At 42.4% G+C, this 15,000-nt stretch carries 14 protein-coding genes (1 of these 14 only partly in view); 7 read left to right on the top strand and 7 right to left on the bottom strand.

Annotated elements, in window-relative coordinates:
• The 6 genes from QC759_RS02080 to QC759_RS02055 form a co-directional block, all read right to left on the bottom strand.
• A protein-coding gene (locus tag QC759_RS02080) for an ATP-binding response regulator (protein ID WP_048072900.1) crosses the window boundary here: on the bottom strand, positions 1 to 628 show its 5' portion. The gene continues 119 nt to the left of window position 1, outside the view; only the first 628 of its 747 coding nucleotides appear in the window; the start codon lies at positions 626 to 628; its stop codon lies beyond the left edge, outside the window.
• Between the two features lie 97 nt (positions 629 to 725).
• Positions 726 to 2,261 carry a 2-isopropylmalate synthase gene (locus QC759_RS02075; RefSeq protein ID WP_048072899.1) on the bottom strand — a complete coding sequence of 512 codons (1,536 nt, stop codon included), beginning with the start codon at positions 2,259 to 2,261 and terminating at the stop codon, positions 726 to 728.
• Between the two features lie 106 nt (positions 2,262 to 2,367).
• Positions 2,368 to 3,162 carry a DUF63 family protein gene (locus QC759_RS02070; protein WP_048072898.1) on the bottom strand — a complete coding sequence of 265 codons (795 nt, stop codon included), beginning with the start codon at positions 3,160 to 3,162 and terminating at the stop codon, positions 2,368 to 2,370.
• Positions 3,163 to 3,205: 43 nt separating this feature from the next.
• Positions 3,206 to 3,706: a GNAT family N-acetyltransferase gene (locus QC759_RS02065; protein ID WP_052399917.1), complete on the bottom strand. Its 501-nt coding sequence runs from the start codon at positions 3,704 to 3,706 to the stop codon at positions 3,206 to 3,208.
• Positions 3,707 to 3,782: 76 nt separating this feature from the next.
• Positions 3,783 to 4,433, bottom strand: coding sequence for a PHP domain-containing protein (locus tag QC759_RS02060; RefSeq protein ID WP_048072897.1), 651 nt, complete (start codon positions 4,431 to 4,433; stop codon positions 3,783 to 3,785).
• A 66-nt stretch (positions 4,434 to 4,499) separates the two neighbouring features.
• Positions 4,500 to 5,519: a DUF1786 domain-containing protein gene (locus QC759_RS02055; RefSeq protein WP_048072896.1), complete on the bottom strand. Its 1,020-nt coding sequence runs from the start codon at positions 5,517 to 5,519 to the stop codon at positions 4,500 to 4,502.
• A gap of 255 nt (positions 5,520 to 5,774) precedes the next feature.
• Here QC759_RS02055 and QC759_RS02050 point away from each other — a divergent pair, with 255 nt between their 5' ends.
• The 7 genes from QC759_RS02050 to QC759_RS02020 all read left to right on the top strand — a co-directional run bounded on the left by QC759_RS02050 (position 5,775) and on the right by QC759_RS02020 (position 12,629).
• Positions 5,775 to 7,064 carry a TrpB-like pyridoxal phosphate-dependent enzyme gene (locus tag QC759_RS02050; protein WP_048072895.1) on the top strand — a complete coding sequence of 430 codons (1,290 nt, stop codon included), beginning with the start codon at positions 5,775 to 5,777 and terminating at the stop codon, positions 7,062 to 7,064.
• Positions 7,065 to 7,255: 191 nt separating this feature from the next.
• Complete coding sequence (locus QC759_RS02045; protein ID WP_048072894.1) at positions 7,256 to 8,476, top strand: bifunctional 5,6,7,8-tetrahydromethanopterin hydro-lyase/3-hexulose-6-phosphate synthase; 1,221 nt, start codon at positions 7,256 to 7,258, stop codon at positions 8,474 to 8,476.
• 373 nt (positions 8,477 to 8,849) lie between these two features.
• On the top strand, positions 8,850 to 9,047 hold the full coding sequence (locus tag QC759_RS02040; RefSeq protein WP_048072893.1) for a 2TM domain-containing protein: 198 nt from the start codon (positions 8,850 to 8,852) through the stop codon (positions 9,045 to 9,047).
• 384 nt (positions 9,048 to 9,431) lie between these two features.
• On the top strand, positions 9,432 to 10,058 hold the full coding sequence (locus QC759_RS02035) for a TetR/AcrR family transcriptional regulator (protein WP_048072892.1): 627 nt from the start codon (positions 9,432 to 9,434) through the stop codon (positions 10,056 to 10,058).
• 38 nt (positions 10,059 to 10,096) lie between these two features.
• The gene (locus tag QC759_RS02030; protein WP_048072891.1) at positions 10,097 to 10,675 is read left to right on the top strand and encodes a flavodoxin family protein; all 579 of its coding nucleotides are present in this window, start codon (positions 10,097 to 10,099) and stop codon (positions 10,673 to 10,675) included.
• Entirely contained in the window at positions 10,672 to 11,370 is a 699-nt protein-coding gene (locus QC759_RS02025; RefSeq protein ID WP_048072890.1) for a flavodoxin family protein, read from the top strand. Before QC759_RS02030 ends, QC759_RS02025 begins: the two co-directional genes overlap by 4 nt.
• 662 nt (positions 11,371 to 12,032) lie before the next feature.
• The gene (locus QC759_RS02020; protein ID WP_048072889.1) at positions 12,033 to 12,629 is read left to right on the top strand and encodes a flavodoxin family protein; all 597 of its coding nucleotides are present in this window, start codon (positions 12,033 to 12,035) and stop codon (positions 12,627 to 12,629) included.
• Positions 12,630 to 13,018: 389 nt separating this feature from the next.
• On the opposite strand, the gene QC759_RS02015 is transcribed toward QC759_RS02020, so the two are convergent.
• Positions 13,019 to 15,000, bottom strand: a 1,982-nt coding sequence (locus tag QC759_RS02015) for an Ig-like domain repeat protein (RefSeq protein WP_279844847.1), incomplete at its 5' end; no start/stop codon positions are given.

The raw sequence follows: 15,000 nt of genomic DNA, 5'->3' as shown, positions 1-15,000 counted from the left end.
TTTCCGGTTCCCCCTCAACCAGAACATCTTCTAAAGGAGATTCATTATTTATTTTGGATAGGGGCAGGAATACCTCTTCCAGTTTCTTACCCAGGACCTCTTTTTTAGGCCAACCAGTTATGGTCTCGGCCAGGGAGTTGATGTACCTGATCTGGCCCGTGGAATTAGTGGCAATCACCGCCTCACTGGTTCTAAGCAAAATCGCCGCGGAGATCTGGTCATGCTCCCTTTCCATCTCGTGCCGATAAAGGGTTATTTCTATGGCCGCGTGGAGTTCGTTCTCATCAAAGGGTTTGCTTAGCATTCCCTGCCCTTTAACCAGAAATCCAGATGGTTCAGTTAGTTTAGCTCTTTCCACAGTTTTTTCATCAGAATAAGCAGTTAGGTAGATTACTGGTATGTCATAAGATTTTCTTATCTGGGCAGCAGCTTCTATACCATCCATTTCACCCTCTAACTTAATGTCCATCAGCACTAAATCTGGTTCCAGTCTTCCTGCCTGTCTAACGGCATCTTCACCGGTAGAGCATATTACCGGTACTTTGTAACCAGCAAATTCCAGTCCGGCCCGGATATCTTCTGCGGTGATTCTTTCATCTTCCACCACTAGAATAGTAGCTTTGGCCATGGTATAGTAGCTCCTGAATTGTTTGGTATTATGTTATGAGACTTGATATTTGATTATTATATCCTTTCCCTCTTATAATGATCACCAGTGGGATTAATCACGGCAACTGATCCATATCTCGGGCCAGGAGGATCTTATTTATGGAATCTAAAACCGCCTCAACACTGGCCATAACTATATCTTCCACAGTAGAACGACCAGTGGCACTGTGCCCCTCTCCATCAGCCATTATTACAAATACCTCGGCCAGTGCATTGGTACCACCAGTTATGGCTTCAATATGATATTCTTTAAGTTCTATATCGGCAGTTTCCCGGACCAGATCCTGTATTACGTTAATGGACGCGTCAACTGGCCCCACACCGGTTTTGGCAGCGGTTTTTATCTTACCATCAATGTTGAGTTTAACCGTGGCCGTGGGGAGGACATTATCCCCAGTCATCACCGTGAATCCTTCCAATTTAACCTTTTCTTCCTTAGGTTTACCTAAAACTGTTTCGGCCAGGGCCTGGAGGTCGGCGTCAGTGACCATTTTACCCTTATCACCCAGTTTCTTCACCTGGTCGTACAGGGTGCAGAACTGGTCTTCGTTCATTTCAATTCCATAGTCATCCAGTTTGGACTTGATGGCCCGGGCTCCAGTATGTTTTCCCATTACAATCCGACGGGTGTGACCTACCATCTCCGGTTTAAGGGGCTCATAGGTTTCTGCCTTCTGCAGGACTCCGTGGACGTGTATCCCGGCCTCATGGGCAAAGGCATTTTCCCCTACAATGGCCTTGTTAGGGGGCATTTTCACCCCGGTTATTCTGGAAACCAGTTCCGATGTGCCCACTAAAAGTTCGGTGGTTATGTTGGTTTTAATACCATAAGTGGCCATTAGAGCCATTACCACCTCTTCTAAGGAGGTGTTACCTGCCCTTTCTCCCAGGCCGTTGATGGTGGCGTGAACCTGCAGAGCTCCGGCTTCCACTGCAGCCAGGCTGTTGGCCACGGCCAGTCCAAAATCATCGTGGCAGTGCACACTGATGGGTATACTCACCACTTCTTTAAGGTCCCCCACTAATTGGCGCATGGAAGCTGGTACCATGACTCCCACGGTGTCCGGGACATTGATCACATCGGCCCCGGCATCTTCCACTGCCGTGTAAATGTTTTTCAAAAATTCGAACTCTGTCCGGGTGGCATCTTCGGCTGAGAACTCGGCTATGATACCGTGGTCTTTGATGTACTCCACGGCATCCACGGCCTTGGTGAGTATTTCTTCCTGGTCCATGTGCAGCTTGTACTCCCGGTGTAGAGGAGAGGTTCCAATGAAAGTGTGAATGTAATCCACATCTGAATCCAGGGCTGCGTCCAAGTCTTCCTGCAGTACCCTTGCCAAACCACAGACCTTTGCATTCAGACCCAGACCCTTAATTTCCTGGGCTGCCTTCCGTTCACCCAGTGATGCTGCTGGAAACCCTACTTCAATCACGTCCACTCCCAGGTTGTCCAGCCTCTTGGCTATTCTTATCTTTTCTTCCGGTGTTATAGCCACCCCGGGTGTTTGTTCACCGTCACGGAGGGTGGTATCGAATATTCGCACCTTTTCAGGTATTTTCATTTCTTGCTTTACTTTATCTATGTACATTGGGAAGACCCCTGTGGTTTGACATTTTAATAGTAGACTTATTGGGTGGTACTTAATTAAAAAAATTGTGTTAAAAACAGTTCCCCTCTAAAGAACCATGGGAGGATCAGGTGCCCATAGCCAGGCTCAGGAAGTTCCTGATACCCGGTGCCAATCCTAATATGAATATGGCGAGTTTTAACATGTTCCGGATGGTTTTATCCTCCACATAAGTGTCTATTATGTAGAGGGCCGGAAGTATAACTGCAATTTTAAGGGGGTACATTATAATGGCACTGTCTGCCAGCTGGGTGAGTGCGTTGGGTAGAACATGCTGCTCACCGTAACCATAGTAATCCACGGCGATGAAGGTGGAACTGGCATCGAGCAGGTGGGCTGACAGTATACTCAAATTGAATTTATCCTTTAGAAGACTCCATTTTCTACCGATTAAAACGAAGACTGCAGTCAACAGGGCCCATGGAGCCAGGACCTGGAAAACTACCACGGGGTTTATGTGTTGGGCATAGTATATGTTGGGAACACACATGGCCGCCCCCACTGCAAATATTACGTAGCGGTAGTCCCAGCCGATTTTTCGTTCGATTAGAACTGATGCCAGCAGGGTGAAAATAGCGGTTAGTCCCGTTAAAATGTATATCCCTGGAGTCACCAGGGCGTAGGTGAGGGGATATATTCCATTATCCACCAGGGCCCGGGCACTGGATCCAAAGAATATGAAGGGAATTAAGGGTATGAAAAGGTCCTTAGGGTCTTTATCAATCCATCTGAACATCCGAATGATTAAGAGAATTACTAAACCCAAAATAATACCGAAAACAATGGTATTATATGTGGTGTAACCCGGATGCAGGTAGACAAAGTTCTCCTGGATGTACTGTATTATAGAGTCGATACCCATGAATTAAATCCCCATATTTGATTATTTTTATTATAAAAATACTTTATAATTCCTTTTTCATTATAAATCTATGTTCACCTGGACCATAATAATCTTTAATGGCTAATTTTCCATTTACAGTTACAGTTTCAAAGCCAAGTTCTCCTTCAGCTATTTTAAACCCTAAACTTTTATACAGACATAGTGCTGGTTTATTCCCTGGCTCGACAGACAAACCAACATAACGCACTCCCCTCATACTCTTAAAAGCCTCGATACACAATTTTTGTAACGTTTTTGCTATCCCCCTCCCCTCATATTTCTTTAAAACTGCAATTTGCCTAATCCAACCTTCTTCAGGATTATTCTGACTCCTCATTCCAAAAACGTAGCCCACTGCTTTATCCCTATCTTCTGCCAGGAAAATAGTATTTTTATGGAGTCTTTCCCCTACTTTAAATGTTGTTAAGGAAGTTTTATTAATAAAACGTTCCTGGTTGATTTCATGAAGTTTAATAAAGTCCCCGTTATTACATTTTCTGTACCTAATTCCTTCTTTAAACATCAGATCTACTCCTGCAAGTGTTAGGTCAAATCTAGGCTATTTCACTGGGGAAATTCAGATTAGGGAAAAAAGAGGATTATTGAATCTTCCTGATCTTTTTGTTAATAACTTCCTTGAGTATCAGGGGGAGAGGGGTTCGGTCTCCGAATACATTGGTCTTCCCAGAGAGGATACCCTGAATGATGCCGTCCACCGTGAAATCTGCTTCCAGTTCCGTGACACAGCTACCAATGGCTCCCAAAAAATGGGCATCACTGGCACCGATCTGGGGGATGTTTTTCTCCTTGGCCAGGTTTTTAGCCCGCCAGTTGGAGTATCCAAATATGTAACGGGAGTTAAGGGTTTCCATGGCATCCACATCCACGAATTTCACCTGAGTGAAGAGTCCTTCCCGGTAAGATACAAATGGATGGGCAGCTATGGCAATTCCACCCTGAATCCGGATTAGTTCCACAGTCTCCTCCGGTGAGAGTCCCCGGGGAATTTCTTCACTCACACCCAGGGCCACAATGTGTCCTTTGCTGGAGGAGACTTCCATGGCCGGGATGATCACCAGGTCCTCCAGGGGGCCAAACTCCTTTAAAGCCGCCTCCGAACCCTTGAGGGAGTTGTGATCAGCAATGGCAATGGCATCCAGACCAATCTTCCGGGAGTGTTTGACTATGTCCCGAACTGAGGCTGTGGCGTCTCCGGAATAGGTACTGTGAATATGGGGGTCAATAATCATCGTATATCTCCTATCTTATTTTGAAATTTGGACAGTGTACAGTATTTGTCAGACCAATAAATATTTTTACAGGGATTTAATGGATTTTATAAGGCCTGCCGGCCCAGTCATCATAACGTCCCCTCCCGGGGCAGCGTTGTGCACCTTTAAATCTGTTTCCGCCAGTATGGCCCGTTTCGGTCCGGTGGCAACCAGGCACTCGTAGGAATCAATGGCATCGATAACCCATGCCCCGTGCCCATGCTCCTCATGGACCTCCTCATGAGTAATGGTACCTGCCGCTAACTTGTTTACCAATTCTTCTATCCGTTTAGGAGTTAGAATACCAGTATGGTGCTCGAAAACTCCGTGTATCTTACCATCCATGAAGGATGCAGCCAGTGTATGCCCATTTCCCACATCCATGGCTATGAACCGGTCCATCTCCCCCACCAGGGGATCCAGGGTTGCTCCACAGATGGAAGCGAATTTAGAATCCATGATTAAGGGATTGTAATCTTTGAGTGTCCTCTGCACGGCCTGCATACGGGTGAAGTACGGTGGGACTTCCCCATAATAGGCAAACTCTTCCGGTGCCCGGGGAACATCGAGTTTCTCTCTTATCTTCTGGAAGCGGAAATTACGGTCCCCCATACCCTCCTGATAACCGTGATCCTGCACAGCCACGCCTATGCGGTCAAAGTCCAGTTCCACATCAAAATTTGAAAGGGCTTCCTTAATGGCAACCAGGTCAACATCGTTCAGTTCTAACTCGGCGATTTCTGGATGTTTTTCATTTAAAGGGACAATTTCCACCCCGGTGGATCTAACCCGTTCCAGGTCGTCACGTACTGTTCGGGCCGAGTGTTCGTTCATTAGCACCCGGTACCCTTTATCCAGGTGACTTTTTATTGCTTTATTTACCGGACCTCCACCCATGGTTTCCCCACTTAAAAAAAGGTCATGGTGATGTTGTCTTATCCGATGGGCCATTATCTTAGTGGGAGAGGGGAGAACCATTTTCACTGCATTCTCCATGGAGTCATAAGAGTCATACAGCATTATATCCTGGGTCCCGGTACCCACATCTATTGCCAGTATTTTCATGATTTATTGTATGGATCCCTTTACAATAAGAATACATTTATAATGTACAGATGTATACAACAAAGATTTAAATAGTACTCTAAGTATATTATGGTGTCAAGACAACTAGGGGAAATTTTATTAATTCCCCAATTTAATTCATAAAAATACATTTTTAGGATCTCCGGTGTATTAGAATTAAATTAAGATCAAGGTATGAATTTTTAAAAAAATCTGAAATTTAAACTCATAATATGAATTTCAGAGGTGAAATCCATGTACAGTATAAGATTAACAGAAGATGAAATTCCCAAAAAATGGTATAACATTGCTGCGGATCTCCCAGTGGAATTCCCAGCCTATGACCAGACTGAAGAAGGAAAACAACTGGAAAATCTGCCAAAAATATTCTCCAAAGGAGTACTGGAACAGGAATTATCCACAGAACGCTACATAAAGATTCCCAAGGAAGTAAGAGAAGCCTACAAACAGATGGGTCGACCTACCCCTCTCGTAAGGGCCAAAGCCCTCGAGGACCATCTGGACACTCCCGCCAAGATATTCTATAAAAGGGAAGATACCTCCCCCACCGGTAGCCACAAGCTAAACACCGCAATCGCTCAAGCATATTACGCTAAAAAGGACGGTATTGAACGTTTAACCACCGAAACTGGTGCTGGACAATGGGGAACTGCCCTTTCACTGGCCTGTAATCTTATGGATATGGACTGCACAGTTTACATGGTTAAAGTATCATTCAACCAGAAACCCTACCGTAAAACCATCATGCAGCTTTATAACGGAGAAGTATTAGCATCTCCAACCACTCAAACTGAATTCGGTAGAAAAGTACTGGCAGAAAATCCAGACCACCCCGGAACTCTGGGAGTGGCCATATCTGAAGCTATCGAAGATGCATTAAACGATGAAAAGGTTTACTACTCACTGGGAAGTGTTTTAAACCACGTAATGTTACATCAAACTGTAATTGGGCAGGAAACACAGAAACAACTGGAAATTGCCGGTGAAACACCCGACGTCATGGTGGCCTGTGTTGGTGGAGGTAGTAACTTCGCCGGAGCAGTGTTCCCCTTCATGAAAGACCAGTTAGATGAAAAGATCAACTGTAAATTCATTGCTGCTGAACCTTCCCACTGCCCGACCCTGACCCAGGGTGATTACTGTTACGACTTCGGAGACACCGCCGGACTCACCCCACTCATTAAAATGTACACCATGGGACACGACTACATACCCCCATCCGACCATGCCGGAGGTCTACGTTACCACGGTATGTCACCTTTAGTGGCCCTACTGGTACACGAAGGACTGGTAGAACCTCGTGCCGTTGAACAAAACGACATCTTCAAGAGTGGAGTGACCTTCGCCCGGACTGAGGGAATAGTTCCTGCCCCTGAAACCTGTCACGCCATAAAAGTAGGAATAGACGAAGCACTTGAATGTAAGAAGACTGGTGAGGAAAAAACCATTGTGGTGAACTTCTCAGGACACGGCCTTCTGGACCTCAAGGGCTACGATGATTATCTGGCTGGAAAACTGGATTAATCATCCTTTATCTATTTTTTTAACCTGGAAAAATCTCTATTTTTATTTTTAAACCACTTGTTTTTGATTAAATTTCCCAGTATCCCGGGTCGGCCATCAACCCCTACCTGGAACCAGCAGATAAATCTATTTATAATCTATCATGCATAGAATTAATGTATAAATTTAGACTTAAATGGAGGATCATAATTATGTACCAAATAGGGGAAGCCTTAATTGGAAATGGAAATGAACTTGCTCACATTGATCTAGTAATTGGAGATAAAAACGGACCAGTAGGTACAGCCTTTGTGAATAACATGTCAAATCTTTCACTGGGGCACACCCCGTTGCTTTCCGTCATCCGACCTAACCTGATGACCAAACCGGCAACTCTCATTGTACCTAAAGTCAGTGTACGAGATCTAGATGATGCCAACAAAATCTTTGGACCAGCCCAAACCGCAGTAGGCCGAGCAGTGGCTGATGCTGTGGAAGAAGGCATATTACCAGCTGAAGAAGCTGAAAACATGGTTCTGATTGTCAGTGTGTTTATTCACCCTGAAGCATCTGATTTTAGAAAAATCTACCAGTACAACTATGGAGCAACCAAACTAGCCCTTAGAAGAGCAATGGAAGGATATCCATCTGTAAACAAAGTATTAGCAGAAAAAGACAGAGGAGCGCATCCAGTAATGGGTTTCAAAGTCAACCGACTGTGGAGTCCCCCATACCTGCAGGTGGCCCTTGACCTGGACAACATGCAGGATATGGAACGCATCATTGACAGTCTACCGGACCGGGAAAGAATCCTGATAGAAGCCGGAACACCCCTGGTTAAGAAATTCGGAGTGGGAATTGTCAGTAAAATCCGGGAACTCAAGAAAGATGCCTTCATCATCGCTGACCTTAAAACTCTGGATGTAGGACGTATTGAAGTTAAAATGGCTGCTGATGAGACTGCTGATGCCGTGGCTATCTCTGGCCTCGGAACCCAGGAATCCATTGAAAAAGCCATCCACGAAGCCCAGAAACAGGGGATCTACTCCATACTGGACATGATGAACGTGGACAACTTCACCGAAAAACTGGAAAACCTCAACTTCAAGCCAGATATTGTCCTTTTACACCGTAATGTGGACCTGGAAACCCTGAAAGCCGAACGTGGCGAAGAACAGGCTGACATGACTGAATGGGGTAACATTAACCAGATCAAAGAGATAATAGGTAAAAATGGACGGGTGGCAGTTGCCGGAGGTATTGTGCCTAAGAAGATGGACCAGGCCCTGGACAGCGGTGCTGATGTCATCGTGGTCGGCCGTTACATCATCGGTTCCAGAGATGTGCGCCGTGCAGCCGAGGACTTCCTGGAAAAAATGCCCCAGGACCCGGACACCATGCGACTAGCCCTGGATGAAGATGAATCTATCTAATGAGCATCAATATGCTCATCCTTTTTTTTTATTTTTCAGAAAAATTTAAGTAATTTTTAGTATTTGGTCATTTCTACGCTTATTATTTAATTAAAAAGATATAATCGCTTATTTTCCCATACTTCTAGATTTTCAATATTGATTATTACCGAATAAATTTCATCAATTCCATTTCAATTTAACTATTTTTATACTGTTTTTGAGTTAACACTGAAAATAACTTAATTAAAATAATGGAATATTGTTAAGTTATCGCGAATCCACCGGGAAAAAATAGATATTAGCATATAGTAGGAATGTTTGAATCCATTAATAATGTTACTGATGGTAACATTTGTTACTGATAGTAACAAATATTAAGGGAGACTATGAAATGGTTGAAAGTAATGAAACAGGGAAAAAAAGTGGGAAAAAGGGTTTTTTAATACATTTGTTGATTTATATTGTGATTAACTTGTTTTTAGCGATTATGAACATATTAACAGCCCCAGGTTACCTGTGGTTCCTTTGGGTGACAGGTGGGTGGGGAATAGCCGTGGTTATTCATGGAATAGCAGTTTTTGCTAGTTAAACATTAAATAGTTTTTAATGATCATGGGCTGATTTAGTGTGTCCAGAAGGAGCTAACTGACATTATACCACCAGATTCGACTCCAGAGAGTGATTTAGCAGGAATATATCATGGGTTGAGAAAAAAGAACTGATTATTCCTCTAGCCCCATAACCTGATTTTAGTTGAGAATTAAATGAAGTAATTCTCACCTAGATGAGGTGGAATCACTCCTAGTTACTGAAACATGATTACGCTTTAATTCCAGAATTCATAACCAACCTTCTCCACCTGAAAACTCTATACAGAACCATAAAATAGAGTTGAGAGACATTTATTCCCATATAATAACAAAATTACTTACATTTACTTTAGAGTACTAAAATTGATAAAAGAGGTGATCTTTTGGTATCTAATAGAATAAAAAGGGAAAGAGAACGAAAAGCTAATGAAATCACCGATGCTGCTGAAAAATGCTTCTTCAAAAAAGGTTATGATAAAACAACCATGGATGAAATAGCCGCCCAATTAGAACTCACAAAAACTGCCATTTACAGGTATTTTGAGAATAAAGAGGAGCTTTATTTCTCTGTGGCAGTTAGAGGTGTCAAAATCCTAAATAAAATGATGATAGAAGAATTTTCATCTCAAAATAATGGTCGGGAAAAGATATTAAAGACATGCTATGCCTTCAAGAAATTTTACAAACAATTCCCGGATTATTGTCAGGTGCTGACAGAGGCCCACGATAGAGATCCCAACTCTCTGGACACGCCCCACATTCAGGAACTCATAAAAATTGACCAACAGAACCTGGGAATAATATGTGACGCCATAGACATTGGAAAAAAGGATGGTTCAATTAGGGAGGACATTAACACATTTCTTACTGCTCTATACTTAGTAAAATCAACTTTAAACATATTTAGCTCATCATTATCGACGATTTACTATTTAGGTTTATTTGAAATGAGTAAAGAGGATTTAATTGAACATTCATTGGATCTGATGATTCATTCCATTTCAAAATGAGGAATTCAAAATGAGATGAATAAAAGGAGGATTAAATTATGAAAGCTTTGATATTAGACGGTTCCAGAAGTCTCGACGGTCCCCTGAATACAATCAACAATGCGGTTACCCTGCTACTGGAAAAAAACGGATGGGAAGTTGAAAAATTCCATCTCCTTGAAGAAAACATTGCCACATGCGTGGGCTGCTTCGGGTGCTGGCTTAAAACACCAGGAGAATGTATTATAAAAGATAAAGGTCCAGAAATTGCAAAAAAATGGGTTCAATCTGACCTTAGAGTATATATAACCCCCATAACATTTGGTGGTTATTCTTACCAACTGAAAAAGTTGGTTGATCGACTGCTACCAACTGCTACTCCATTTTTCAAAATAATAAAGGGGGAAATACATCACGTGCCCCGATATGGAGATGGAGAGAGTAATGACCAGATTTGGATTGGATACTTACCACAACAAGATACTGAAAGCGAGAATATTTTCAGAAAACTCACCGAACGCAACAATATTAATATGTACTGCTCTAATCCCTGTGTTGAGATCTTCACCGGTGATGTTGAAGATCTGGATCTCAGTAAAATCTCTCGTCATATCGAAGATAAGGAGGCGTTGGCATGAGTAAGCTCCGGAATATATTAATTCTGGTTGGAAGCCCTAAAGGAAAAAAGAGCGCATCCAATAACATTGCATCTTACATTGAAGATGGATTCAACAAAAATGAAGTTGAAACTGAAAAGGTTTTCGTTGCAAGATACAAAAAACCAGATAAGCTAAAAGAATTGCTTGAAAAAGCATCGGAAGCAGAATTAATCGTAATAGTAGCCCCTTTATACTTTGATAGCATTCCAGCCCTAACTATCAGATTTATGGAAGAATTCTCCAATTACAAAAAGTCTCTGCCCAAAGCCCAGCAAAAACTGATGGCTGTATTCAACTGTGGCTTCCCTGAACCACATCAAAATGATGTGGCTATCAAAATATGTGAAAATTTTGCATCTCAGACAGATATGGAATGGATAGGTGGCATAGCCGTTGGAATGGGCCCTTCTGTTGAAACTAAATCTTTAAAAGATGCAGGGATGCCTGCTAAAAATCTTCGAAAGGGTTTAGATAAGATAATTGACTCTCTTTCCAACAATGAAACTGTCCCCCCTGAAGCCATAGCGACTGCTTCAAAACTTTCTTTACCCCTCTTTTTAGTCAAATTTATCTACGCCCATTTTGTTAATTCTGGGTGGAAAAGGCAAGTTAAAGACAAAGATATTGTTAAGAAGATGTATGATCGTCCCTATGACGTAGATAATGTAGAATAAACGGCCATAAAATGTCCGCAGGATAGGGAGTCATAGGATTAACGTGAAGAGTTTCGGCTGAACCCACCCCATTCCACCAGTGATGAAAAAAATGCTGGTTACCGGGATTCTCCTGCAAATAGTGCTAATAACTTTTGGTATCAACAATTTATTACCGTTTGTTCCAGATATGGGCTCTCCTATGAATTCTATTAATCATGGGAATCCTCCAAATTAATATGGCACTCATCCTTCAGAATCCCCTGGTTCAACGCATGAATCTGTGATGAAGTAAATTCAGTTTAGAACACCAAAAGACTTAAAATAATAATCTCAAGCCATTGGCGAAACTAAATTCAATTAGAGATAACCCCTGCAAAAAAAATCCTTTTTTATTTTTATGAATTAATTAATCCAGTGGTGGAATACTTCAAAAAGATTTCAGGAACTAATTTTTGTTCATTTAACCGCAGCGTGAACTAATTTAATGAAAATATCAGATTATTAAAAGGCAGAACTCCATAATCTCATTCGGATCATAGACGGCCGTGGTAATCACTGCTTAAAGTATAAAAATAACTTCAAATTGGTTTTCCCTTCGAAAAAGTATTTCTTTAACCAATACAAGAAAAAAAGTTAAAACCTAATAAATTCAAATTATATCTGATGTGGGGGAATTATCAGTGGAAAAAGTAATTTTAGGAATATGCGGAAGCCCCAGGAAACAGGCTACAGAGTACGTTCTAACCGACGCCCTGAATACCCTGGAAGAAAAGGGTTATGAAACCGAATTGTTCACTGTGAGGGGAAAGAATATCAGCCCCTGCAGAAACTGTGATTATTGCCTGCGGGAGAAGGAATGCATCCTCAAAGACGACATGTACGAGCTCTACCCTAATTTTCAGGATATTGACGGGATTATAATGGCCACACCCATCTACAATGGGGGAGTCAGCGCCCAGATAAAAGCAGTTATGGACCGCACCCGTGCAGCAGCAGCAGCGAACATGGATTTCCTTAAACACAAAGTGGGAATGGCCATTGCTGTGGGAGGAGACCGTGTAGGGGGTCAGGAACTGGCCATACAGCAGATCATGACCTTTTACATCTTAAACGGAGCCATACCCGTTAGTGGTGGGCCATTCGGGTCTAACCTGGGAGCGAATTTCTGGTCACAGGATACATTGAAGGGTGTAAAGGCCGATGAAGAAGGGTTCAGAAGCCTTAAAAAAACCTTAAACCGGTTCCATGAATTCATGGAAACCTATCAAAGGAAATAGAATTGGAAAATGGCAGTTGTCCTTTGAAAATGGTTGTTATAAGGTATAAGTTATAAGTAATTGAGCATTTTTATCACTTAAATACCGAAAATATTATTGAATAACAGAATTAAACTGTGAGTTTGAGTTATGTACGTGACACTTATATAACTAATTATTTTTATTTTTTTGATGGGGTTGTAAAGTTATTGGGGGGAATTTGAGCAGTTTAATCGAAATCTTTGATGTAATACGTCTTTTTTGGCTGAAATGAAGATAATTAACGAATGAAATATTAATGATTATTCCAATACCCATTAACTTTACAGTCCCAACAAATCAGTCCTTTTTTAAAATAAAAAAATTTGATAATTCCCTAAAAAAATAAAAGGGGGAAGGGTTTTAAAACCCTATTTTTTCCTTTTTGGCGTTATTATTCCACCTAATACCATTAGAACTGCTAGTAGTAGTAAACCTATTGGTGTGCCCGTTGTTTGCATTCCTATTGTTTGAGTTTGGGCGTTTACTTCTGCTTGAGACTCTTGTGATGCGGCCTGGACATTTATGGTTATGGGTTGGATGTCGTTGTTCAGGGTTGGATCATAGGTGTCTGTGCTTAAGAATGGTCTTAAGATGAATGATCCTATGCTCACCACTCTCACTTTAGCCCAGAGGTTGGGGTCTCCTACTTTGACATCTCCCAGATTCCAGGTGATGGTTCTGGTGGTGTCGTTGTAGGTGTAATCTCCCTGGTCCGTGCTAGCATTGATGAATTCCATGCCTTCTGGTATCTGTAGAGTGAAAGTCACGTTACTGGCGTTGTTTGGTCCGTTGTTTCCCAACTTGAAAGTTATGGTTATGATCTCTCCCAGAGTTGGATTGGTGTTACTGGCAGTAGTATGGATGTACAAGCTGGACTGAGGTACTTTAAGGTTACCAGTACCAGTAGATGCTAAATAGTCCGCATCTCCTGTGAAATCAGCCTGGATAACGTAGTTTCCTCCAACCAGATTAGCTAGGTAGTTCACGGTGGCAACTCCATTAACTGTGTTGGCATTACCTGCATCTGCACCATTAACTTGGAAGTTGACCTGCTTATTATTGATGGGCTGGCCATTGTTGTCAAGTAGTGTTGCAGTTAAGTCCACATTTTTGCCTTTTTGAACAGTAACATCAGTCACAGTAAGTGTGGTTATTTTTTTGTTCACAGTCAAAGTTCCAGTACCGGTGCTGCCCAAGAAATAATCAGTTTCTGTGAATTCCGCTCCGATGTTGTAGTTTCCAGGTGTTTGGGTTATGGTGTATGTTTTGTTAGCCCATCCATCAGTTCCGGTAGTTTCAGTGTAAGTGTTACCTCCTATGGTGAAGGTGATGGTTACACCCGATACCGCAATATCTTCGCTGGTTAGTCTAGCTGCCAGTATAACATCCTGACCATTAACACCGCTGGTATTGTTCACTGTTAAGGTCGTAGGTCGTTTGTTCACGGTTAATGTGGCTGTGTTGTTGGCTGAAGACTTGTATGTATCATCTCCCGCGAAAGTTGCAGTTAATGTATGGGTGCCTGCGACTTCGGTTAGGTCGTGCAGTATGCTAGCCACACCTGAACCATCAGTGGTGTCATGACCCACTTCTATGCTGTCAATAAAGAATTTCACTTCCTGATTGGCCACACCATTTCCATTAGCATCTTTGAGGGTTGCTGAAATCTCTTTTTGCTCGTTGCGGTATCCAGTAACATCTGGCAATTCCAGGGTGGTTGACAGCTTCTCAGCTAAAGGTGCGAATGTGCTGAAGGAATTAATTCCATCTGCGTATACATACCGTTCGTTAGTGTTAACACCGTTAGGTTGAGGAAGTTCTGACCAAGCTCCGCCAGTATAGTGGCATATCTTGAGACCAGCCTCGTTTTTACCAACCACGTCTGCAGGGTTGTAGTAAACCCATAAATGGTTGACAACAGTGCTACCCTGACTCATTAAATCAACATATTTACCAATATTTAACCATCCTGCAGGATCTGTTGGAGCGTTTTCCACACCATTCATGATAATCCCATTGACATAGTCAAAGGTCATGAGGGTGGGATGAGCTAGGCCTACAAGTAATCTGGTAAATGTGTTGCTAGTGTCACCAGTGGCGTACAAGTCGTCACCAGTGTTGTTAATGAGCTGATTATCCTGGAAGTTTCCTCCGTTAATAGCCTGTAACCACAGTCCGTTGCCGTTGTTTTCTATTGTGTTATTGTTTAGGTTAAGGGTGGGGTTGTTGTATCCTATGAGGTATAGTCCCCATCCGGTGTTGTTTTTGAAGCTGTGGTTGTTGTTGGTGATGTTGATGTTTCTTCTTGCTAGTATGGTGGCTCCGTTTCCGGTGCTTCCGTTTACTGTGG

This window comes from Methanobacterium formicicum (assembly GCF_029848115.1).
Lineage (GTDB): Archaea > Methanobacteriota > Methanobacteria > Methanobacteriales > Methanobacteriaceae > Methanobacterium > Methanobacterium formicicum.
This window is presented reverse-complemented; position numbering and strand designations above follow the sequence as displayed.

Bases quoted from the DNA above. Each gene is read 5' to 3' on its own strand.
- QC759_RS02075 (WP_048072899.1), bottom strand. From the start codon at position 2,261: ATGTACATAGATAAAGTAAAGCAAGAAATGAAAATACCTGAAAAGGTG.
- QC759_RS02070 (WP_048072898.1), bottom strand. From the start codon at position 3,162: ATGGGTATCGACTCTATAATACAGTACATCCAGGAGAACTTTGTCTAC.
- QC759_RS02065 (WP_052399917.1), bottom strand. From the start codon at position 3,706: ATGTTTAAAGAAGGAATTAGGTACAGAAAATGTAATAACGGGGACTTT.
- QC759_RS02060 (WP_048072897.1), bottom strand. From the start codon at position 4,433: ATGATTATTGACCCCCATATTCACAGTACCTATTCCGGAGACGCCACA.
- QC759_RS02055 (WP_048072896.1), bottom strand. From the start codon at position 5,519: ATGAAAATACTGGCAATAGATGTGGGTACCGGGACCCAGGATATAATG.
- QC759_RS02050 (WP_048072895.1), top strand. From the start codon at position 5,775: ATGTACAGTATAAGATTAACAGAAGATGAAATTCCCAAAAAATGGTAT.
- QC759_RS02045 (WP_048072894.1), top strand. From the start codon at position 7,256: ATGTACCAAATAGGGGAAGCCTTAATTGGAAATGGAAATGAACTTGCT.
- QC759_RS02040 (WP_048072893.1), top strand. From the start codon at position 8,850: ATGGTTGAAAGTAATGAAACAGGGAAAAAAAGTGGGAAAAAGGGTTTT.
- QC759_RS02030 (WP_048072891.1), top strand. From the start codon at position 10,097: ATGAAAGCTTTGATATTAGACGGTTCCAGAAGTCTCGACGGTCCCCTG.
- QC759_RS02025 (WP_048072890.1), top strand. From the start codon at position 10,672: ATGAGTAAGCTCCGGAATATATTAATTCTGGTTGGAAGCCCTAAAGGA.